Here is a 21,710-nt window from a genome sequence, read left to right as displayed (position 1 = left end):
CTCAGCTTTCTCCTATTAGGGAACTGCCCCAATAACCGGGATAATTTCCCTATAAGTCAAAAAAGAGTTTATCTTCAACAGATAAACTCTCTTTTTAATAGATTTTCGTATTTACGGCATCCAGCAAGGTTTCTTCGTCTTTGATCTTAAATACTTTTTCAGCCATCGGAAAGAGTACACTTTCCTCTTTATACATATGGACCATCAAGATTTCATAGCCTTCATTCAAGTCTTTCAGTAACAGCTTCATCTGCTCAAGCGATAACTCCACTGAAGGATGAGACATGAAGTGCTCAAAATACTGATTCATCTCATCATGCTCTGCTTCAATTGTTACAACCGGCCCTTGATTAGTGCCGACGTATGCACCGAGAATCGGAAAGAAAAATCGCTCTTCTTTCTGCTGATGTTTTGTCAGAACAGGTGCAAATGCAACCAGCAGATCCTTGATTTTCTTCATATGAAGTCTCGCGACCATCTCTGATTCCGCATGAGTCGCTGCCTGAAGTTCTTCAAACCATTCCTGCATCAGATGTCTGATTAATAGGTGCTCATTTTCCAGTATGCGTAAAGCTTTCATTTTTGAATTGAACATTCTATACCTTCTTTAGAAATCCAGTAGTTTTTTCTTCATTGCATATTCAACCAGTTCAGGTCTTGATTTAAGTTCTAGTTTATCCATGATCCGTGCCTTATGGGCTTCAACGGTCTTGACTGAGATAAAAAGCATTTCAGAAATTTCTTTATTGCCATAGCCTTTAGCGATTAAAGGCAGTATTTCAAGTTCGCGTTTAGAGAGAATCTTGAATGGATCGTTCTTGTTATTAGCATTGTCATGCGTCATCAGTTCGTTGACCAGTGATGTCGCCATCTTCGGATCGATGTAAGTACCGCCTGCATTAACTGTTCTGACGGCCTGCAGCAGCTCTTCGTCCGGTGCATTTTTAAGGATATAGCCGTTTGCGCCGTTTCTAAGAACGTGGAACAGATATTCTTCGTCATCGTACATGGTTAATATCAGAATTTTAGTCTCAGGAAAATCTTCTTTGATTTTCCCTGTCGCAATCAGGCCGGACTCACCAGGCGGCATGCTCAGATCCAGAATCAGGACATCCGGGCGGTGTTTCGCTACCATCTGATGTGCCTCGATGCCGTCTGCAGCTGTCGCGACGACCTCCATATCTTCCTGATAGTTGAGAATCATCGAAAATCCTGTCCTTACTACTGCATGATCGTCTGCTATCACTATATTCATGAGTGTCCTCCTACCGGAATCGTCAGCATGACCTGTGTGCCTCTGCCCGATTCACTGTTGATCTGTACATGTCCTCCGACAATCTCCGCACGCTCCTGCATACCAAAAAGACCTAGACCTGTCCCCTGCGGCGGCGCATCCATATCAAAACCTTTGCCCTGATCAGCGATTTCAGCTGTCAGTTCATGCTGATCATAAGAGAGTGTGACATAGACGATATCAGTCTCGGCATATTTCAGCGCGTTCAGAATGGCCTCCTGCGTGACACGATAGACCACAGTTTCTATCTCGCTGCTGAAACGATGTCCATCTAGGTCAGACATCATCTCCACTTCTAAACCATAGTTTTTCTCTAGCTGTTTAAAATGAGAACGAAAAGCCGCTTCAAGGCCGAAGTCATCGAGTGCTGACGGTCGAAGTTCCAGAGAAAGATTTCGGATGTCATCAATCAGTCTCGTCATCGTACCGCCTATCAGTTGAATATGCTTCGACAGCTCTTCTTCTTTTTTATATTTAAGAAGGCGAAAATCGACGACCACATTCAGCAGTTCCTGTACAACGCTGTCATGGAGTTCCCGTGATATTCTCTTACGTTCACTTTCCTGCGCATTGATGATCTTCTGGGTCAGGTTTTTCTGATGATGAATCGCCTGTGTTTTTAACTGCGGGGAGATATTCTGCAGACTCAGCACTTTGACGGAATCATCACCTGATAATTCAACATAAGAAGCAGAATAAGGAACAATATGCTGTGATTTGTCTTTCATATAAATCTGGAATGTCTCAGAAGAAGCCTGGTGCTGCTTCGCAAAGCAATTCACACAAGTCATCATCTCCGCGTCATTCATGTAGCCCTGACAATAAGAACATAGGACATCAATAATCTGCTGCATATTATCCTGAGTCGTCAGTACCTCTTTTGCCGCCTGATTCATATACAGAATCTGATTGGACTGTCTTAAGAACAGGATGAGATCTGATGACTCTTCAAAAAACTGCAGCATCCATTTATTTAAGGACGGGCTGTTCACTGTTAAAAACATCCTTTCCGTAAAATGGACCAAAGCCTTCTGCCAAATAGTGTTCCATGTCATCTTCAATCTGTTCTGCAAGATGACGATGCGCCCGGTTGCCAATCAAAAGCACGCCGGCTACCCGGTTATATTTCCAGAGCGGCACTGCCAGAAAACTGGTCAGCTTCTCCGAGCGAATAATCGGATAGTTGAAAAGGTCCTCTGTAAAGGTTTGATTGTTGATTTCTCGTTCCAGCCAGTTTCGGCCCGATTTCATGACAATACCTGCGATACCTTTACCTTTTTGCAGATGAATGCGCTGATAACGTTCATTATCCGCACCCGAAACGTGGAGCCAGCGGATATCATTCTGCATGATTAAATCCACCGGCATAGCGATGCCTGCGAAATCCACTTTCATTTCAGTTCTTAATTGGTTTAAATGAGATTGAAAATCGAAAGGCATCTTCAGCCCCTCCTATCTAGACTTTATGTTTACGATAGAGAATATGACTGCGTCCCACATAATTAACAGGTACACTCCATACGTGAACAAGTCGCGTAAATGGCCAGAGTGCGGTAATTAAAAATCCAGTCAGTACATGCAATTTAAACGCCAAAGGCACATCCAGCATGTAGCTTGCTTCCGGACGAAGCGCAAGTAATCCGCGGAACCAGACAGAGATAGTCTGACGATAATCAAAATCTGGCAACGTCGCATTGGTCACGATTGTAGAATAGCAACCTAAAAATACAATAAGAAGTAATAGAATATTAACGAGTATATCAGATAATGTGCTTAACTTTCTAACACTTTCATTCGTAATACGGCGCGCCGTCAAAAGAAGCATGCCGATCAAAGTCACTATACCAAAGATACTACCGATATAAACAGCGCCAATGTGATACATATGGTCGCTGATGCCGATTGCACGTAACCAGTTAGCAGGAACACCGAGTCCCATGACATGTCCTGCTATCACTGGAATAATGCCTAAATGAAAGAGCAGACTGCCCCACATCAGACTTTTCTTCTCTATGAACTCACTGGATTTTGCTGTCCAGGAGAACTGATCGTAACGAAAACGGAAGATATGACCAATGATAAAGATAGCAATGCACAGATAAGGAAAGATGACCCAGATAAATTGATCAAGCATGTGTCTCCACTCCTTCTTTCAGACAGGCTTTACATGTCTCACGTATCGCCAGTACGAGATTGTAATAAGGACTTCCGATCGCTTCCAGAGATTGAAGCAGATTATAAGTGCCATCCTCTATAACCATCAACACTAAATTCATGCTTTCTTCTGCCCGGTCATCTCCGCGCCATTCAGCCGCATAAATAAATTCGCACATCAGCGGCAGAAAGTCAGAGAGTTCAGAAGAAGGCATCTCTAAACCAAACATTTCATAGAGGACTTTCAGTCGTGCCAGCATCTGTCCTCTCTCTTTTTTATCTTCGAACTTGACGAACGTCATATAAAGCGTCGTCTTCTGCTCAAAATCAAACGTATGTGTATACACTTCCTGAATTTCTGACAGACTGATTTCATGCATGTCTTTCCAGTACTGATTCACTGCTTCATATGCCGGATGTTCAGGCGTAAAGATACCTTCAAATTCCCGGGGATGAAAGTTCAGTTTTTCAGGATAGATCAGCTGGTGGCTAAAAAATCCAAATGATTTTTTGAACTGATAGAGTTTATCGAGATTAATCACGCCAGATACCTCCGTAGAAGTTATCTTCATAGACTTCCTTACCTGACTTGCCGACTGCAACCGGGCCACAACCATCACAGTCTGCACCAAAGTTATCACTCGTATAGCCCTCGCCACCTTGAGCGCTATATGTATTCACGTAACCTTCTTTATGAGAAGTCGGAATGACAAATCGGTCTTCGTGTTTTGCAATTGCAAGAAGACGGTACATCATCTTGATCTGTTCAGCAGTCATACCGACACGGTCGAGTTTTGTCAGATCGAATTCTTTGCCGCTGGACGCTGCACGCATATAGCTGCGCATCATTGCCATACGTTGAAGTGCTTCTTTGACTGTCTGTGTATCCCCTGCTGTCAGCATGTTCGCTAAGTACTGAACAGGCAGACGCATTTCTTCTATCGCCGGGAAGATCATGTCCGGATTCTTGATTGAATCTTTACCTTCAAAGTAGTTCATGATCGGGCTGAGTGGCGGACAGTACCACACCATCGGTAATGTACGATATTCAGGATGAAGCGGGAATGCAAGTTTGTATTCAATCGCCAGTTTGTAGACCGGTGAGTTCTGCGCCGCTTCAATCCAGTCCTGCGCGATACCGTCACGTTCAGCCTGTGCGATGACTTCAGGATCGTTTGGATCCAGGAAAAGATCAAGCTGTGATTGGTATAAATCTTTCTCGTCTGTTACTGAAGCTGCTTCAAGTACTTTATCAGCATCGTACAGCATGACGCCTAAATAACGCATACGGCCTGTACAAGTCTCTGAACAGACTGTTGGCAGACCTGCTTCTACACGTGGGAAACAGAATGTACATTTTTCTGCTTTGTTTGTTTTCCAGTTGAAGTAGACTTTTTTGTAAGGACAGCCGGTCATACAGTATCTCCAGCCACGACATGCATCCTGATCGACAAGGACAATGCCGTCTTCATCACGTTTATACATCGCACCAGACGGACAGCTCGCAACACAGGCTGGGTTTAAGCAGTGCTCACAGAGACGAGGTAAATACATCATGAATGACTGTTCAAAATTAAATTTGATCTCTTCTTCAATCTTCTGGATGTTCGGATCTGTCGGTCCAGTAATATGTGCACCTGCTAAATCATCTTCCCAGTTAGGACCCCATTCAAGGTTCATTTTTTTACCGGTAATGATTGATTCTGCTTTCGCAACAGGTGAATGCTGTGATTCTTTTGCTGTCGTCAAATGACGATAGTTATAGGTCCAAGGCTCATAGTAATCTTTCATCTCCGGCATATCCGGATTGTAGAAAATTTTACCTAGCGCAATTTTGGAAAGTTTAGAACCTGATTTCAGTTCCAGTTTACCGTTACGGCCAAGACGCCAGCCGCCTTTATATTGCTCCTGGTCTTCCCAGCGTTTCGGATATCCAATACCTGGTTTTGTTTCTACGTTATTGAACCACATGTATTCGGCACCTGGACGGTTTGTCCAGGTACTTTTACAGGTCACACTACATGTATGACAGCCGATACATTTGTCTAAATTCATGACCATTGCTACTTGAGCTTTAATCTTCAAGCCAGTCAACCTCCTTCATCTTACGTACTGCTACATAGACGTCACGCTGGTTACCGATCGGTCCATAGTAGTTAAAACCGTAGCTGATTTGTGCATATCCACCGACAAGTTGTGTCGGTTTTAAGTGAATACGTGTTGGTGCGTTATGTGAGCCACCGCGTGTATCTGTAATTTCTGAACCCGGTGTTTCAATATGTTTATCCTGTGCATGGTACATGAACATCGTGCCACGTGGCATACGATGTGAGACAACTGCACGAGCGGTTACAAGTCCGTTTCTGTTGTAGACTTCCAACCAGTCATTGTCATTGATGTCGTTAGAAGCAGCATCCTCGTTATTCATCCAGACGGTCGGTCCCCCGCGGAATAATGTCAGCATATGGAGATTATCCTGATATGTTGAGTGGATATTCCATTTACCATGCGGCGTTAAGTAACGCAGCACTAGACTGTCGACGCCGCCTTTAATCTGTTTATCTTTAGTACCGAAGACCATCGGCGGTAATGTCGGTTTATAGACAGGCAGTGCTTCGCCGAACTGCTGGAACACTTCATGGTCGATATAGTAACTCTGGCGCCCTGTTAACGTTCTGAATGGTACAAGACGTTCGATATTCGTTGTAAATGGAGAATAACGCTGACCGTCTTTATTAGAACCCGGGAAGACAGCTGTCGGAATGACTTCACGTGGCTGAGCCGTAATGTTCTGGAATGTGATTTTTTCTGCCGCACGTTCTGCTGAGATATCTTTCAGTGACATCCCTGTCTGTTCTTCGAGCACCTCATAAGATTTCTGTGATACACGACCATTTGTAGCAGATGAAACATTGAGGATGACATCAGCGACGCGGCGTGCTGTATCTATTTTAGGTAAACCATTTTTAATGGTCTCATCATAGTAAGTACCGACCATTGATTTCAGTTCGTTGTACTGTTCTTTAACACTGAAGGAGACACCGTGTGCACCGACTTTGCTGTTTTCAAGAAGTGGGCCGACAGAAATGTACTTGTCATAAGTTTCTGTATAAGTACGATCTACAACAGCAAATCCTGGCATTGTTTTACCTGGTACCGGTTCTACTTCGCCCTTTGTCCAGTCGCGTACTTTACCCATTGGTGTCGCAATCTCCTGTACCGAGTCATGTGCAAGCGGTGTTGTCACGACATCTTTATATGTGCCTGGCAGATGGCGTTCTGACATTTCAGAGAATGTCTTAGCAATTGTTTTGTAGATGTCCCAGTCACTACGTGATTCCCAGAGCGGGTCAACTGCCGGATTGAATGGATGGACGAAGGGATGCATGTCAGTAGATGAAATATCATGCTTCTCGTACCACGTAGCAGCAGGCAATACTACATCCGCATACAACGGTGTCGCGGTCATACGGAAATCGAGTGCGACCAGTAAATCGAGCTTCCCTTCTGTATCTTCGCGCCAGACAATTTCTTCTGGCTTTTCTGTTTCATTCGGTTCAGCTAAAAGACCATGTTTAGTACCTAGTAAATGTTTCATGAAATATTCCTGACCTTTTGCAGAACTTGAAATCAAGTTTGAGCGCCAGACAAAGAGTGTCTTAGGATGGTTTTTCTTGTTATCCGGATCTTCGACCGCGAACTTTGTTTCACGTGAAGCGACACTGTTTACAGCGCGTTTTAAGATCGCTTCATTATCGAATTCTCCTGCATCACGCGCTTCCTCACCGAACAGTAAGCTGTTACGGTCGAACTGAGGATATGAAGGTAACCAGCCGAGACGAGCAGCTGTTACATTATAGTCAGCTGGATGCTGGTGTTTCACATTTTCAGCAAGTGGTGAAGTCAGCATATCCACGCCTGACTCTTCGTATTTCCATTGGTCAGTCGCGAAATAGAACCAGCTTGTTGCGTTCTGCTGACGAGGAGGTGCCTGCCAGTCTTTCGCGAATGCGATTGTTGACCAGCCTTCTATCGGACGACATTTTTCCTGACCGACGTAATGAGCCCATCCGCCGCCATTCACACCTTGTGTTGCACAGAGTGTCACTAAGTTCAGAACAGAACGGTAAATTGTATCGGAGTTGAACCAGTGGTTGATACCCGCTCCCATGATAATCATTGAGCGGCCTCCTGTATCAATTGCATTCTGTGCGAATTCACGGGCAATCTGCGTAATAATAGAAGCTTTGACACCTGCAACACCTTCCTGCCATGCAGGCGTGTAAATGCTCTCGGCATCATCGTAACCTTTTGCTTCAAGTGCCGTGTTATAGCGGTTAACACCGTACTGTGCCAGCATCAAGTCATAAATCGTTGTGTAATAGACTGTTTCACCGTCAGCTAGTACTTGCTGTTTGACAGCAATCGGACGTTTGAATGTGCCGTTTCCTGCGTTATCAAAGAACGGGAATACTATTTCGACTACTTGCGCATCTTTTTCTTTCAGCGATAATGCCGGGTCAATTTGAGTACCGTCCGGTGTTTCCAGTTTTAAGTTCCATTTCACATCTTTCTCCCAGCGCTGCCCCATCGTTCCATTCGGGACCACAATCTGGTCGGAGAGATGATCAAAGACAACCGGTTTCCATTCACTATGTTCTGAAGTGTCACCAAAATCACTTGAACGTAAGAAGCGTCCTGCTTTTAGCGAACCTTCGTGCGGATCAAGACGAATCAGGAATGGCATATCTGTATATTGTTTTGCATAATTTAAGAACATCGGTTCCTGACGTTTTTCATAGAATTCATCCAGAATAACGTGTGTCATTGCCTGAGCGACAGCTGCGTCAGTCCCAGGATGCGGTGCCAGCCAGTTATCAGCGAACTTCACATTTTCAGCATAGTCAGGTGCAACAGAGACGACTTTAGTTCCTTTGTAACGAACTTCAGTCATGAAGTGAGCATCAGGCGTACGAGTGAGCGGGACATTTGAGCCCCACATAATGATGTATCCAGCGTTATACCAGTCACTCGATTCCGGCACATCTGTCTGTTCTCCCCAGATCTGCGGAGATGCAGGTGGAAGATCGGCATACCAATCATAGAATGACAGCATTTCGCCACCTAACAGAGATATAAATCTTGCGCCAGACGCATAAGAGATCATACTCATCGCAGGGATTGGTGTAAAACCGGCGATACGGTCTGGACCATACTTCTTAATCGTATAGATGAGCTGTGCCGCAATGAGCTGTGTTACTTGCTGCCAGCTCACTCGTACATGTCCCCCTTTACCGCGCGCCTGTTTGTAGCTACGTGCTTTTTCTTCGTCTTCTACGATAGACTGCCAGGCACGGACAGGGTCACCGTATTCTTCAAGTGCTGATTGCCAGAGACGCCATAAAACGCCGCGCACATAAGGAAACTTAATACGCAGCGGGCTGTATTCATACCAGGAGAATGATGCGCCACGTGGACAGCCACGCGGTTCAAATTCAGGCATATCAGGTCCACAGGACGGATAATCAATCTGCTGATTCTCCCAAGTAATGATGCCGTTTTTGACGAATACTTTCCATGAACATGATCCTGTACAGTTCACGCCGTGTGTCGTTCTGACGACTTTATCGTGACTCCAGCGCTGACGGTAAACTTTTTCCCACTCTCTACTTTTCTCTTCAAGTACTGACCAGTTTCCGTTGAATCTTTCTGTTGGCTTAAAAAAACGTAACCCAGTTCCAATTGCCATTTTTCCAACTCCTTATCGACAGTTTTGTCCTCTTACTCATCATTATGAAAGAATTCACAAACGAAACCTATTGGGGAAACACCTATCGATATAGGGGGATTCCCTTAAATGATAAATTTGCTGAAAAGAACGGATTATGATGCAGAATTTAATGAAACGTGACTTTTTGATGAGAAACAGTGGTGTTTGGAAGAAGAATTGAGGATTTTCTGCTTTTTGCCTGGTGTAAGCGTCCCGGTTAGGGTGAAGTTGGGAGGTGGGAGATGTTTCTGAAAAAGCATGCGCAGGATACTTATATAAAGTATATTCTGGCAGCAGATGGACGAATATTACTGGATGAATATGATGACCGCGTACTGAGAAATTATGTGAAGGGTCTGGACGGAGAGCAGCTTTTTTATGAGATGACTCAGAGTCTTTCGTGCCTGCAGTTATGGGATGTAAGTGTGGAAATGAAAGGGTCTGTGCAATTTGATTTTCTGTTTATCAGTGATGGCCGGATTTATCACTTTGAAATCAAGAATTTTAGCGGGAATTATTCATTTATGCACGGAAATTTAGTCAGTGAACATGGCTATGTATATAAAGATGTACTGTCCCAGCTTATGCGTGCAGACTATAAGCTGAAAGAACTCGTCCGATCGACTCGTTATGAGGTCATCAGTCGGGTTGTATTTATAAATCCGAGTTTCAGAGTTGAAGGATGGCGTGGACATTCGAATGTATTGTTCCATCATCAGCTTGATGGAGTGATTGATTATTTCAAGAATAGCGAGGTCACTCGTGAAGATTACGAGTTAGCTGCGTATCTGATCAAACAGCATAGGACACATAATAAATATCAGCGAATTAAATATTATCCTGTTACAGAAATGAAGAAAGAAATGAGATGTCCAAAATGCAGGAAACTCAGCTTATGTCATGTAAAAAATATGCATTATACTTCCTGCTACTGTGGTTACACTGAAAAATTAGACTCGACTATTTTCAGAGTAATTGATGAACTCGAAATATTAAAAGTGGGCCCATTGAAAATAACAACTCTAGTTGAATGGACTGGGTTGAACCGGAAAACGATTGAACGTTTCATGCAAAAATACTGCGAAAGACAGGAAAAGTATTGCTACAGCCTTAAAAATGTCGTGAAAACTAAAGAAAGTACGACATTTCTACCTGAAATAACTTGAAATCATCGAAAAGTGTCGCACTTTTTGCGTAAAGCACGACACTTTCTCTCTTCTCCTCATGTATAATAATCATATAAAGGGGGGCGCGTCACTTGCCTGAAGATATTACTTTCAACCAGCCGATTATTAAGTATCATAACGGTGCATTTATAGATCAAAGCGATGATATCGCAACTGAATTTCCTCTGACACTCTATGTCAATCAGCAGGAATTTGCGACTATCGTCTGCAGTCCTACAAACCTGGAAGAACTCGTTCTTGGTTTTTTAGCGTCTGAAGGTGTTATTTTCAGACGAGCAGATATTCAAAACATTCATCTTGACGACAGCAAAGGATTCTGCCATATCACTTTGAACAGAGAAATTGAACAACATTACGGCCAGTATACGAAAAGGATGATCAGTTCTTGCTGCGGGAAAAGCCGCCAGTTCTATTTCGTTAATGATGCAGCGACTTCTAAAGTCTCTATGACCGAGACAAAGATCACAGCACAGGAAATCTTCAGTATGATGGATGCCCTACAGGAACAAAGCACAGACTTTAAGCAGACAGGCGGCCTTCACAATGCAGCAATCAGTGATGGTAAAGACTTCTACATCCACCGGTCAGATATCGGTCGTCATAATGCACTCGATAAACTGTTTGGTTACTGTATTGAAAAGCGTATTCCAATTCGTGATAAAGTCCTTATCTTTTCAGGCCGTATTTCCTCGGAAATCCTGATTAAAGCATCTAAAATTGGCGTCGGTATCATTCTCTCTAAATCAGCACCGACTGACCTTGCAATCAAACTTGCAGATGACTTAAATATTACAGCGGTCGGATTCATCAGAAACGAGACATTTAATATTTACAGCCATCCAGAGCGTATCATCTAAAAAAAGCTCGAGCGATTTCAGCTCGAGCTTTTGACTTTCAGTAATTCATATCGTTCACTGACTTTACGATAACCTTGGCGTTCATACATGTCCCGTGGTGTATCATTTCCATCTGCTATCAGGATAAGGGACTGACCATAATCAAGCACCTTCTCCTGCAAGGCTGTCCCTATCCCTTTTCCTCTGGACGTCTCTAGCACGTAAAAATCATCGAGCTCTATTAACTCTCCGTTTAATATCGCTTCTAATTTACCGACCGGCTGTCCGTTGTCATACGCCACCAGCTGAATGACTGTATCATCAGCCCTGTCAGCTGTATGCATATCAATTTTGAGGTCAGCAAATTCTTCACCATATTCGAGCTCACCGACACGACAGACAGAGAGAAAATCTCTAAACGTCTGATCGTCCCCTACTATCTTCACTTCTCCTGCCCGCTTACCGAGCGTCAGCTGTTCTGTCTGATAAAGTTCCATTTTCTCTACTGTATAGCCCGCGTCTTCAGCATAGTCCTTGATATCCTGTGGTAACGGTACATTTTCAGGAAAGATAAATAAGAGATGCTTCTGCCCGCGTTGCTCGTGAAAATCAGTCTGCATTTTCTCGTCATCCTTAAATGTTTCAAGTGACGGCATGACCTGATACTCAAAGTAATTAGAGTAGTAACGAATCAACTGGCTTGGTGTATGGAAATGAGTATAACGTGTATTCTCACTATAAACTTCTGCTACTTGTTTTGTATCTTTAAATGAAACCATCCTATCATCCCCTTTAAGAGAATTATAGCGTATTTAAGTAGCGTTTGATGGATGGAATATTTCGCAGGCGAACTGCCAGAATAGCTGCAATCAATCCTTTAACAAGGTCGCCTGGTATAAAGACGATAACGGTTTTTAAAGCTTTTAAAATCGGCATATGTAAATTAAAGGCCATAAAAATTCCACCAATCAAATTACAGAGTAATGCGCCGATCAGACCATTGATCAGGAAAATCTGCCAGACACTCATTTGATGAAACTGACGTTCAGTAAGTAAACCAATCAGATAAGCAACAAGTGGGAATGATAAAATATAGCCACCTGTCGGTCCAAAGAACAATCCAAAGCCACCATGTCCGCCTGATAAGAGTGGGAGTCCGAGCGCAACTAAAATAACAAATAATAATACACTTAATCCGCCGCGCTTACTTCCCAGCAGACATCCTGCGAGTATATAGCCCAAGTTCTGAAAAGTAAAGGGTACACCAATACCTAAGTTAATGGCTGGCAGTAAACCAAGCACTGCAATAAGTGCTGTAAACATCGCAATAATTACTAAATCTTTCGTTTTCATCTTCAATCTCCTTTCGACAATAAACTGATTATAACTTAATTGTTAACCTATTAAAATATAAAGTTTACATTGTAAATAAAAAAAGATGCACTGCCGTGCATCTTTCTATTATTTCAGTTTCAGCAGTTCTTCTTTCAGTACTTTACGTTGATGCTCCAGTGAAATCGAATCATTGAACCAAAAATCTTCTGCATCATATTGCACGACGCGATTATTTTTCACAGCGTCCATGTTTTTCCAGACATTTGATTTAACAACACTGTTCGCATCTTTACCTGCATCGCTTGAATAAAGTACGACATCACCTGCATACTTGCTGATTTCCTCCGCTGAAATCTTCTTCCAGCCTGTCGGTTTAACGTCTTTGACAACATCTTCCTGCATCTTCAGTCCGAATGCCTGGTAGATAATCTCAGAACCGCGTCCCCAGTTATCGCCATATGCATATATCTCTTTTTGGAAGAATTGATAGATCGTATAAGTTAAATCATCGCCTAACTTGGCTTTGATTTCTTTACCGTCTTTCGCTGTTTCTTCTTTCCATTTATCTACAAATACTTTCGCTTCTTTTTCTTTACCTACGATTTTGCCGAGTTCCTCATGAATCTGCAGGTAGTTATGTTTGGCATACGCAACCGGAATTGTCGGTGCAATCTTAGCATATTTTGAGTTATTTTTATCTGTATCAAATGAGATGATTAAGTCCGGTTTTAACGTCGCAACTTTCTCAACATCACCAGCGCCTAATTTTTCAACGCCTTTCAGTTTCGGAGCCAGAATTTCTGACTGGAATGCATATTCGTCAACCCCTACTGGTTTGACACCTAAATCAAGTAAGTTACCTGTATAGCTTGCGCCCATTAACACAATGCGTTTAGGTTCAGAAGGAATCTTAATTGTTTTGCCATTATCTAATTTGTAATCAACTGTACTGCTTTTTTCTGTATCCTCAGCTTTTTTATCTGCATTGTTGCCACATGCAGCAAGCGTCATTAAACATGCTACTAAAACGAATAACCACTTCTTCATTGTTTTCCTCCAATTGAGATTCATTCTCATTAATAATACAAGGCTAATCATACCTGTATCCTTACGTTCGTGCAACATTTTTATGAATTTAATCAAAAGAACACTGCTTCGGGGCAGTGTTCTTAGACTAGCTATAGGTAAAAAAGTCCATATATATGATAGCCGCTGCGATATATTGAATCATCACGAAAGCATAACTCCACTGCAGCCAGTATCTATCGTTATCCGGAAGATGCCAGTCGGGAAAAATACGCTCCAGCAGTCCAACTTGAACGAAATATAAACCCAAACCAAGTGGTAATGCCCAGGCGATTAGTGCCGCGACTTTCTCATGAGTAATATGAAAAATCGTGTACCCTATATAGCACTGGCAGAGGAGAATGATGATGGAAAGAAACGCTGTCTGTATATCAATCATATTTTCCTCACACCTTTCACTAACAGCATCAGAAGGAACTGAAGTCCTGTAATCAGTGCCATCCATAAAATAGCCTCACTATTTAAAGCGCTTAAAGAATCAACAATGACCTGCAACGGGTTCGTTAAGATATGCACAGAGTGGAAGCGTAGGAAGCGACCAATAAAAATACCCGCGCTCGAGAGAATCATGAACATCAAAATAACGACTCGCTGAAGTAATCGATCTGAAACCAGATGGTATAACGTTAAAATGACCTGCACATAATAATATAGTGCTAACATCACACCCGCTGAAAGGTAAGTAAAATCTATCCACTCAGATAAATTTAATGTCTTAAGAAAATCAAATGAATAGAGATTTAAGTGTATCAAGTCTGTCACCACATAAAAAATATTAGGTGACATCAGTACAAACACTAGTGAAACGACCAGGAAAAGCGGCCATTCCCTTCTACTTTTCGGTTTAAAGAGTGGTAACAATTGGCTGATTTCATAAGGGATAAAAGCCAGAATCAAATTCTGCACCATAAATAAATATTGGGTGGGAATAAGAAACGAAATCAACAGGTATAACACAAAACACAAACGACCGATATTTCGGCTGTACATCAAAAACCCTCAATTCTATTACAGTTTTGAACCCTCATTCTACAATAAAATTAAGACATTATCGACTGATGTCCTGTGTCTCTGCTGCCAGCATACGGATAACAGCGTCATCCATAGGTGGATTATGAAGTCCCGCACGCATACTTCTATGACGTCGTTCGATGATGCCTGCTTTCTCCAGGCTCTTCCCACCTATTATCCTCATCGCAATATCCACGATGTTGATGCCGTTATTCACGACAATATGTTTTGCTGCACCGAAAGTCGGCGCCAGACCACGCGCGCCTGATTGATGGAGATCAGCAGCATGATAAAGGAAGTGTCTCGCTGTCATCAGTTTCAATTCCATCTCACCAAGTTTCGACTGGATGTGCGGAATATCTGCTATCGTCCCTTCAATTGAATTCGGTGAATGACTATGCGCAAAAATAGCTGCGTCGTCTCTTGCGCCTTGAGCGATACCTAGATAGACTGCCGGAATATGCATGAGCCATGGATTATCCACTTTGTCGCGCCCTGCTTCTACTAAATAACGGTCTTCTACATAGACATCGTCAAGTATCAGATCATGACTTTCGGTCGCCCGCATACCCGTCACGTCCCAGCTTTCTTCAATGCGACAGCCTTCTTTATCTGCCGGCACATAGAAAAAGCATAGTGTTTCTTTTTCTTCCACGTAAGCACCGACGATATAATGTGTCAATCTGTGGCTCATCGATGTATAAGTCTTAACACCATTTAATAGCCAGCCCTCTCCTTGACGAACTGCATGCGTCGCAGGACGACCTCCTCTTGTCGGACTGCCAGTCTGCGCCTCTGAAACAACACGGTTAGACAGTGCGCCATTTTGCACTGCTTCTGCAAACTCTGTCATCATGTCATCAGACCACAGCTTAAACTGGAATACTTCGCCGACAATTCCCAGATGCCAGCCGATGGATAAAGCTGTCGACTCATCGTAGCTGGCCAGCGTTTCCTGCAGTAAAATGACAGACTTGATACTTAAGCCATAGCCACCGTACTTTTCCGGTAAAGACAGCTTGCTGTATCCTTCTGTTATCAGCCAGTCGATTAACCTGTGATTCAGCTTCCCCGCTGTATCTGCTTCTCTCGCTGTCTGTTCGATCCATTCCCGGTTCTGCCGGATTTTATTAATCCACTCTTGTTCAATATCGTTTGTTACAAATAACTCACGATCCATTTTTATCACCTCATAGACATACTACCACTGTTAAAATCACCCAAACAAAAAAACCGACTTCAAAAGTCGGTTTTTAAATCTTAAGGTTTAAGTACTACTTTGATGTTGTTATCTTTCTTCTCATCAAAGATTTCATAAGCTTCTGATGCCTGGTCTAATGACATGTTATGTGTAATGATTTCTGTCGGATCAAAGACGCCGTCACGAATCATCTCATAGAGTTTAGGCATTAAGTGGATAACAGGTGCCTGCCCTGTTTTGACGATAACATTACGGTTGAAGATAAGTGGTAACGGGAAGTTCGCTGCCGGAGTCGCATAGACACCTGTAATCTGAATCGTACCGAATTTGCGAACTGCTTCAGCAGCTGTTTCAATCGGGCTGATTGAACCACGCTGTGGCGTCACTAAGTTTGAGACACGTTCAGTTAACTTCACTTGTCCGTCCATACCCACACAGTCAATCACGACATCCGCGCCGCCTTTTGTATCTTCACGCAGTAATTTACCGATTTCTTTTTCTTTATCGAAGTTATAGACTTCAACCTGGTTGTATTTCTTCGCATGTTCTAAACGATGTTCTACATTATCGACAGCGATAACACGGTTTGCACCTTTCAGTTTCGCAAATTTCTGAGCCATCAGACCGATTGGACCGCAGCCTAAAACGATAACTGTGTCTCCGGCTTTAACGCCTGCATGTTCAACACTCCAGTAAGCAGTCGGCACGACATCTGATAAGAAGAGTACCTGTTCATCTTTCATATCGCTGTCTGGCACTACAAATGAAGAGAAATCAGCAAATGGGACTCTTAAATACTCAGCCTGACCACCCCAGTGGTTACCATGCATTTTACCGAAACCGAACAACCCACCATTGTCCATTTTCCAGTTCGCTTGTTCTTCATTTGAATTGTCACATTGTGATTCCATATCGTGTGTACAGTAGTAGCACTCACCGCAGCCGATATTGAACGGGATGACAACACGGTCCCCTTTTTTCAGTTTAGTGACCTGGCTGCCGACTTCTTCAACGATACCCATCGGTTCGTGACCAATCACGAATCCAGGATCCATCATCAGATCACCTTGGTGATATAAGTGCAAGTCAGAGCCACAGATACCTGTCGCTGTAATTTTAATAATCGCATCAGTAGGTGCTTCAATAATCGGATCTTTAACTTGTTTGACTTCCATTTTCTTTTTGCCTTGGAACGTAACTGCCTTCATAGTTGGACACCTCTTTATATTTTTTTGACCTTTTACCTTATACCCGCTTTCAGACAATTAAACTCAGAATGCATGCTTTAAAAGTATATTCCTAAAGGTTTCCATATGCGATACAATAGGGTCAATTACATGAATGGAGGTTCATCATGAAAAAAACAACTTTAGCACTCTCACTTTTACTGCTTGCAGGCTGCAGTAATGATAAACCAGCAGAAAAAGCAGAGATTACAGTGTCCGCCGCTGCCAGTTTAAAAGATGCTCTTTCGGTAATTGAAAAAAACTATGAAAAAGATTACGATGTTGATATCAAATTCAATTACGGGGCTTCAGGCTCACTCGCCAATCAGATTAAAGCAGGTGCCCCTGTCGACCTCTTCTTCTCTGCCGCACAAAGTAAAGTGGATGATCTGGTGAAAGCCGGTACTGTTAAAAAAGAAAACCAGCAGACTATCCTGGAAAACAAACTTGTCATCGTCAGTAAGTCAGACGTCAAAGACTTAAACAGTCTTAAGCAGGCATCCATCAAAAAAATCGCTGTCGGAACGCCTGAAACGGTACCTGCCGGTGCTTATGCTAAAGAAGCGCTAACAAAAGCAGACACCTGGCAGGATGTACAGAAAAAAATCGTCTTTACAAAAGACGTCAGGCAAGCACTTACTTATGTTGAGTCAGGTAATACAGATGCCGGAATCGTCTATGCTACAGATGCCAAAGGAACTCAGCTGAAACAAACTGACATCCAGGACGCTCTACATAGTCCCATCACTTATCCGCTCGCACTCATAAAAGATAATCAATCATCGCATGCATTTTATGATTATCTTCAATCCGATGCAGCAAAGAAAGTTTATCAATCATATGGATTTAATGTTAAGTGAGACATTTCTGCCACCGATACTGACGTCGCTTAAAGTCTCTCTCATCGCTACACTAGGAAGCTTAATCATCAGTATTCTGTTCATTCTGCTGACCGCTCGCCCATTCCCTGGGAAATCGGTCGTTGAAACACTCATTATGCTGCCGATGGTACTGCCGCCCACTGTTGTCGGCTTTTTACTGTTACTTTTGTTTGGCAAACAAGGACTGGGACAGCTGGGTTTCAGCCCTGTCTTTACCATTTATGCGGCGATTATCGCAGCTACAGTCGTCGCCACTCCACTCATGTATCAATCGCTTAAAATCGGCATTGATAATGTCTCAACAGATGTGCTGGATGCCGCCAAAGTCGACGGCGCAGGTCATCTAACTATATTTAAAAAGATTATTCTCCCTTTATCAAAAGGCGCATTATTAACAGGGATACTTTTTTCATTTGCACGTGCTCTGGGAGAATTCGGTGCGACATTAATTTTTGCCGGCAATATTCCAGGTGTCACGCAGACGATGGCGACTGCCATCTACATCGCGATCGACAATAACGAACTGTTCCTGGCCGGTTTATGGGTGGCGCTCATGATTGTTTTCTCATTCATACTCATGCTCATCATACACAACCTCAAAAAAAACACATAAAAAAGAAGCAGTTTAAAAACTGCTTCTTTTTGTCTAGTTGATCTGTACGCCACCTGTGACACCATAAACCTGGCCTGTCACATAGCTTGCGCTGTCAGATGCTAAAAATACATAGACATCAGACAGTTCAACCGGCTGACCGGCACGCTTTAGATCCACTTTCTGACCGAACTCAGGAATTTTTTCCTGTGGCTGTCCGCCTGTAATCTGAAGCGCAGTCCAGATAGGGCCTGGTGCGACAGAGTTCACACGGATACCTTTTTCGCCGAACTGAGTTGCCAGTGATTTTGTAATAGAAACGATGGCGCTCTTCGTTGCTGCATAGTCAACCAAGTTTTTACTTGGGTTATAAGACTGTACAGAAGAAGTCGTAATAATAGAAGCGCCTGCTTTAAGATGAGGCAATGCTGCCTGGACGAGCCAGACTAAAGAGTATACGTTCGTTTCAAAAGTCGAACGTAACTGTTCAGTCGATAAATCTTCGATATGATCCACTGCTGTCTGCTCACCTGCCACACTGCAGAGAATATCGATACCGCCAAGTTCTTTGACAGCCTGCTCGACAAGTTCTTTATTGAATGCTTCATCGCGTAAGTCGCCAGGAATCAAGACAGCTTTCTGTCCCGCTTCTTCAATGACGGCTTTAACTTCCTGTGCATCTGCTTCTTCAAATGGCAGATAGTTGATTGCGACGTCTGCGCCTTCCTTCGCGTAGGCAATGGCAGCTGCACGGCCAATACCTGAATCACCGCCTGTTACAAGTGCTTTCTTACCTGTCAGCTTGCCTGTCCCTTTATATGATGTTTCACCGCAGTCCGGCACTGGTGTCATTTTTTGCTGTAGACCAGGGGCCTGCTGTTCCTGCTTCTCGAATTTACCGTTATAGTGCTTAGTTAATGGATTTTCATTTGTCACTACTATCACTCCTTATATGTAATAGTATTGCACGTATCAGATGGATTAAACACGAATCAGGTCTTCTCTTGAAAAAAGAATAACCAATCGGTAGACTGAAGTTGAACACAACTTAACTAAAGGAGAATGAGCTATGACTAAATCTACACCTCATATCAAACCAGAAAATAATCCAATCGCAGAAACGATTCTCTTACCCGGCGACCCGTTACGCGCGAAATTCATTGCAGACACTTATTTAGAAGATGTCGTTCAGTTCAATGAAGTGCGTAATATGTTCGGCTACACAGGAACTTATAAAGGTAAAAAAATCTCTGTTATGGGAACAGGTATGGGTATCCCGTCAATCGGTATCTATTCTTACGAACTCATTCACACATTTGGCGTGAAGAACCTGATTCGTGTCGGTTCATGTGGTGCGATGCAGGAAGGTATCAACGTCTATGATGTCATCATAGCACAAGGTGCATCTACAGATTCTAACTACGTCGCACAATACGGTCTGCCAGGTCACTTCGCACCTATCGCTGACTACAGCTTACTTGCACGTGCGAAACAATTAGCAGATGAAAAAGGTGTGCCGAATCACGTAGGTAATGTCTTATCATCAGATATTTTCTACAATGCTAACGAACAGGCAACAGACAAATGGCGCTCTATGGGTATCTTAGCAGTAGAAATGGAATCTGCTGGTCTTTACATGAACGCGGCTTATGCAGGCGGAGATGTCAAAGCGCTCGGTATCTTCACAGTGAGTGACCACTTACTAACACATGAAGAAACAACACCAGAAGAACGCCAGACATCATTTACTAAAATGATGGAAATCGCACTCGAAATCGTCGAATAAAAAAAGCCCCACGGGGCTTTTTTTATTTGCGTTTATCCAGCTGTTCATTGACAAAATCCGCGAATACTTGTGCTGTGCCGTTACCGATATCACGAATTCGAATCGGTCCCATATCAAAGTTCACTGTCAAAGCACTATCTTCTACTTCTACACCTTTAATATCATCATAGCTGATCACACGCTGATACGGCTGGCCGTTCATATCTGCTACCATAAAGAATCGCATATCAGTCGGAATATATTCACCTGTGAATTCTTTTTGATTGCCTACAGCGAATTCGATGATACCTACTACTCCTGGCCCTCTTTTTTCAGTCGGACTCAGTTCTGATGCATTGAATAATTCTGTCATGTTATTGCCTCCTTTATTATTAACTCTTATCTATACCCCTAATGAAGTAAAATAGCCTTGAAATTTTATTTACTATTGACAACGCTTACGAAACGTTTAATACTTTAAATGAAAATGATTATCATTCACAAGGAGCATACATATGAATAAATCGATTTTATTTCCCGCAGTTTTAGCAGGCACTCTGCTTCTGACAGCATGTGGACAGGAAACGAAAGAAGAGAAGCCGGTAACTGAAGAGACAGAAAAAACAGCAAGTGTAGCTTTATCTAAAGAAACAGACGCATATAAAGCATACACTGTTGACCAGATCGATCAGTTTGTTAAAGAAACAGATAAATTTGTTACCGCATTTAAAGCCGGTAACATTGAAGAAGCAAAAGCACTCTACCCAAAAGCCCGGATGTATTTCGAACGTTCTGAGCCAGTAGCTGAGAGCTTCGGAGATTTAGATCCGCGCATCGATGCCCGTCTTGCTGATATGAAAGCAGAAGGCAAAGAAAAAGAATGGTCCGGCTATCATAAGCTTGAAAAAGCATTATGGCAGGATAAAACAACTAAAGGCTTAGAAGGGACAGCAGACCAGCTCTTGAAAGATGCTAAAGAACTGCGTGCTAAAGTCGATACTGCTGAAGTCACGCCTAAGCTGATGTTACAAGGGTCGATTGATCTGCTGAACGAGGTTTCAACCTCGAAGATTTCAGGTGAAGAAGAGATTTATTCTCATACTGACTTATATGACTTCAAAGCGAATATTGAAGGCGCTGAAAAAATCTTCTCCCTCTTTAAAGAAAAAATCATAGCAAAAGACAAAGCACTTGCAACGAATATCGAAGACAAATTTAAAAACGTCAATCAGCTGCTCGACAAACATCAGAAAAATGGTGAGTTTGTCAGCTATGAAGCATTGACTAAAGAAGATACAAAAGCCCTGGCTGACGCAGTGGATAAATTAGGTGAACCTTTAAGCCAGATGGCTATTATTATGGAGTGAGAATA

General features: G+C 42.8%; 23 protein-coding genes. 6 read left to right on the top strand and 17 right to left on the bottom strand.

Annotation, left to right across the window (positions count from 1 at the left end; translation table 11 throughout):
- Positions 1 to 94 precede the first annotated feature (94 nt).
- From MGG13_RS00825 to MGG13_RS00790, 8 genes are read right to left on the bottom strand one after another with little or no spacing between them, the layout of a single operon-like run.
- Positions 95 to 595: a hemerythrin domain-containing protein gene (locus MGG13_RS00825; protein ID WP_239035035.1), complete on the bottom strand. Its 501-nt coding sequence runs from the start codon at positions 593 to 595 to the stop codon at positions 95 to 97.
- A 12-nt stretch (positions 596 to 607) separates the two neighbouring features.
- Positions 608 to 1,255: a nitrate respiration regulation response regulator NreC gene (gene nreC, locus MGG13_RS00820; RefSeq protein WP_133431370.1), complete on the bottom strand. Its 648-nt coding sequence runs from the start codon at positions 1,253 to 1,255 to the stop codon at positions 608 to 610.
- Positions 1,252 to 2,259: a sensor histidine kinase gene (locus tag MGG13_RS00815; protein ID WP_239035034.1), complete on the bottom strand. Its 1,008-nt coding sequence runs from the start codon at positions 2,257 to 2,259 to the stop codon at positions 1,252 to 1,254. Before MGG13_RS00815 ends, nreC begins: the two co-directional genes overlap by 4 nt.
- Before the next feature lie 4 nt (positions 2,260 to 2,263).
- Entirely contained in the window at positions 2,264 to 2,734 is a 471-nt protein-coding gene (locus MGG13_RS00810; protein WP_239035033.1) for a GAF domain-containing protein, read from the bottom strand.
- 16 nt (positions 2,735 to 2,750) lie between these two features.
- A complete protein-coding gene (gene narI / locus MGG13_RS00805; protein ID WP_133431368.1) occupies positions 2,751 to 3,428 on the bottom strand; it encodes a respiratory nitrate reductase subunit gamma in 678 nt (225 codons plus the stop codon).
- The gene (gene narJ, locus MGG13_RS00800; protein WP_133431367.1) at positions 3,421 to 3,990 is read right to left on the bottom strand and encodes a nitrate reductase molybdenum cofactor assembly chaperone; all 570 of its coding nucleotides are present in this window, start codon (positions 3,988 to 3,990) and stop codon (positions 3,421 to 3,423) included. The genes narI and narJ overlap by 8 nt, the downstream gene beginning before the upstream one ends.
- Positions 3,983 to 5,533: a nitrate reductase subunit beta gene (gene narH / locus MGG13_RS00795; protein WP_133431366.1), complete on the bottom strand. Its 1,551-nt coding sequence runs from the start codon at positions 5,531 to 5,533 to the stop codon at positions 3,983 to 3,985. Before narH ends, narJ begins: the two co-directional genes overlap by 8 nt.
- The gene (locus tag MGG13_RS00790) at positions 5,523 to 9,197 is read right to left on the bottom strand and encodes a nitrate reductase subunit alpha (protein WP_239035032.1); all 3,675 of its coding nucleotides are present in this window, start codon (positions 9,195 to 9,197) and stop codon (positions 5,523 to 5,525) included. Before MGG13_RS00790 ends, narH begins: the two co-directional genes overlap by 11 nt.
- Before the next feature lie 263 nt (positions 9,198 to 9,460).
- On the opposite strand from MGG13_RS00790, the gene MGG13_RS00785 reads away from it, so the two are divergent.
- Positions 9,461 to 10,384, top strand: a complete 924-nt coding sequence (locus MGG13_RS00785) for a nuclease-related domain-containing protein (protein ID WP_133431364.1) — start codon at positions 9,461 to 9,463, stop codon at positions 10,382 to 10,384.
- Between the two features lie 92 nt (positions 10,385 to 10,476).
- Positions 10,477 to 11,262 (top strand): formate dehydrogenase accessory sulfurtransferase FdhD, encoded by a 786-nt coding sequence (gene fdhD / locus MGG13_RS00780; RefSeq protein ID WP_239035031.1) that lies wholly within the window; start codon positions 10,477 to 10,479, stop codon positions 11,260 to 11,262.
- Positions 11,263 to 11,279: 17 nt separating this feature from the next.
- On the opposite strand, the gene MGG13_RS00775 is transcribed toward fdhD, so the two are convergent.
- The 7 genes from MGG13_RS00775 to MGG13_RS00745 all read right to left on the bottom strand — a co-directional run bounded on the left by MGG13_RS00775 (position 11,280) and on the right by MGG13_RS00745 (position 17,082).
- Positions 11,280 to 12,020, bottom strand: a complete 741-nt coding sequence (locus tag MGG13_RS00775; protein ID WP_239035030.1) for a GNAT family N-acetyltransferase — start codon at positions 12,018 to 12,020, stop codon at positions 11,280 to 11,282.
- Positions 12,021 to 12,042: 22 nt separating this feature from the next.
- Entirely contained in the window at positions 12,043 to 12,594 is a 552-nt protein-coding gene (locus MGG13_RS00770) for a biotin transporter BioY (RefSeq protein ID WP_133431361.1), read from the bottom strand.
- 108 nt (positions 12,595 to 12,702) lie between these two features.
- Complete coding sequence (locus MGG13_RS00765) at positions 12,703 to 13,623, bottom strand: ABC transporter substrate-binding protein (protein WP_239035029.1); 921 nt, start codon at positions 13,621 to 13,623, stop codon at positions 12,703 to 12,705.
- Between the two features lie 127 nt (positions 13,624 to 13,750).
- Positions 13,751 to 14,041: a hypothetical protein gene (locus tag MGG13_RS00760; protein WP_239035028.1), complete on the bottom strand. Its 291-nt coding sequence runs from the start codon at positions 14,039 to 14,041 to the stop codon at positions 13,751 to 13,753.
- Entirely contained in the window at positions 14,038 to 14,571 is a 534-nt protein-coding gene (locus MGG13_RS00755) for a DUF1361 domain-containing protein (protein ID WP_239035027.1), read from the bottom strand. The genes MGG13_RS00760 and MGG13_RS00755 overlap by 4 nt, the downstream gene beginning before the upstream one ends.
- Positions 14,572 to 14,710: 139 nt before the next feature.
- Complete coding sequence (locus tag MGG13_RS00750) at positions 14,711 to 15,853, bottom strand: acyl-CoA dehydrogenase family protein (RefSeq protein ID WP_239035026.1); 1,143 nt, start codon at positions 15,851 to 15,853, stop codon at positions 14,711 to 14,713.
- A gap of 80 nt (positions 15,854 to 15,933) precedes the next feature.
- Positions 15,934 to 17,082: a zinc-dependent alcohol dehydrogenase gene (locus MGG13_RS00745; RefSeq protein ID WP_133431356.1), complete on the bottom strand. Its 1,149-nt coding sequence runs from the start codon at positions 17,080 to 17,082 to the stop codon at positions 15,934 to 15,936.
- A 146-nt stretch (positions 17,083 to 17,228) separates the two neighbouring features.
- Here MGG13_RS00745 and modA point away from each other — a divergent pair, with 146 nt between their 5' ends.
- Together modA and modB are read left to right on the top strand one after the other, a co-directional pair.
- Entirely contained in the window at positions 17,229 to 17,960 is a 732-nt protein-coding gene (modA, locus tag MGG13_RS00740) for a molybdate ABC transporter substrate-binding protein (protein WP_239035025.1), read from the top strand.
- Complete coding sequence (gene modB / locus MGG13_RS00735) at positions 17,941 to 18,594, top strand: molybdate ABC transporter permease subunit (protein WP_239035024.1); 654 nt, start codon at positions 17,941 to 17,943, stop codon at positions 18,592 to 18,594. The genes modA and modB overlap by 20 nt, the downstream gene beginning before the upstream one ends.
- A gap of 33 nt (positions 18,595 to 18,627) precedes the next feature.
- On the opposite strand, the gene MGG13_RS00730 is transcribed toward modB, so the two are convergent.
- Entirely contained in the window at positions 18,628 to 19,509 is an 882-nt protein-coding gene (locus MGG13_RS00730) for an SDR family oxidoreductase (protein WP_420827900.1), read from the bottom strand.
- 133 nt (positions 19,510 to 19,642) lie between these two features.
- Between MGG13_RS00730 and deoD the strand changes: the two genes are divergently transcribed.
- The gene (gene deoD, locus MGG13_RS00725; protein WP_239035023.1) at positions 19,643 to 20,359 is read left to right on the top strand and encodes a purine-nucleoside phosphorylase; all 717 of its coding nucleotides are present in this window, start codon (positions 19,643 to 19,645) and stop codon (positions 20,357 to 20,359) included.
- A 22-nt stretch (positions 20,360 to 20,381) separates the two neighbouring features.
- Here deoD and MGG13_RS00720 read toward each other — a convergent pair whose 3' ends face one another.
- A complete protein-coding gene (locus MGG13_RS00720; RefSeq protein ID WP_239035022.1) occupies positions 20,382 to 20,711 on the bottom strand; it encodes a hypothetical protein in 330 nt (109 codons plus the stop codon).
- A 142-nt stretch (positions 20,712 to 20,853) separates the two neighbouring features.
- Between MGG13_RS00720 and efeO the strand changes: the two genes are divergently transcribed.
- Positions 20,854 to 21,705: an iron uptake system protein EfeO gene (gene efeO, locus MGG13_RS00715; protein ID WP_239035021.1), complete on the top strand. Its 852-nt coding sequence runs from the start codon at positions 20,854 to 20,856 to the stop codon at positions 21,703 to 21,705.
- Positions 21,706 to 21,710 lie beyond the last annotated feature (5 nt).

Origin of the sequence: Macrococcus brunensis (assembly GCF_022343725.1) — a bacterium.
Classification (GTDB): domain Bacteria; phylum Bacillota; class Bacilli; order Staphylococcales; family Staphylococcaceae; genus Macrococcus; species Macrococcus brunensis.
The sequence above is the reverse complement of the archived record's forward strand: the minus strand, read 5'-3'. Positions and strand labels throughout refer to the sequence as shown.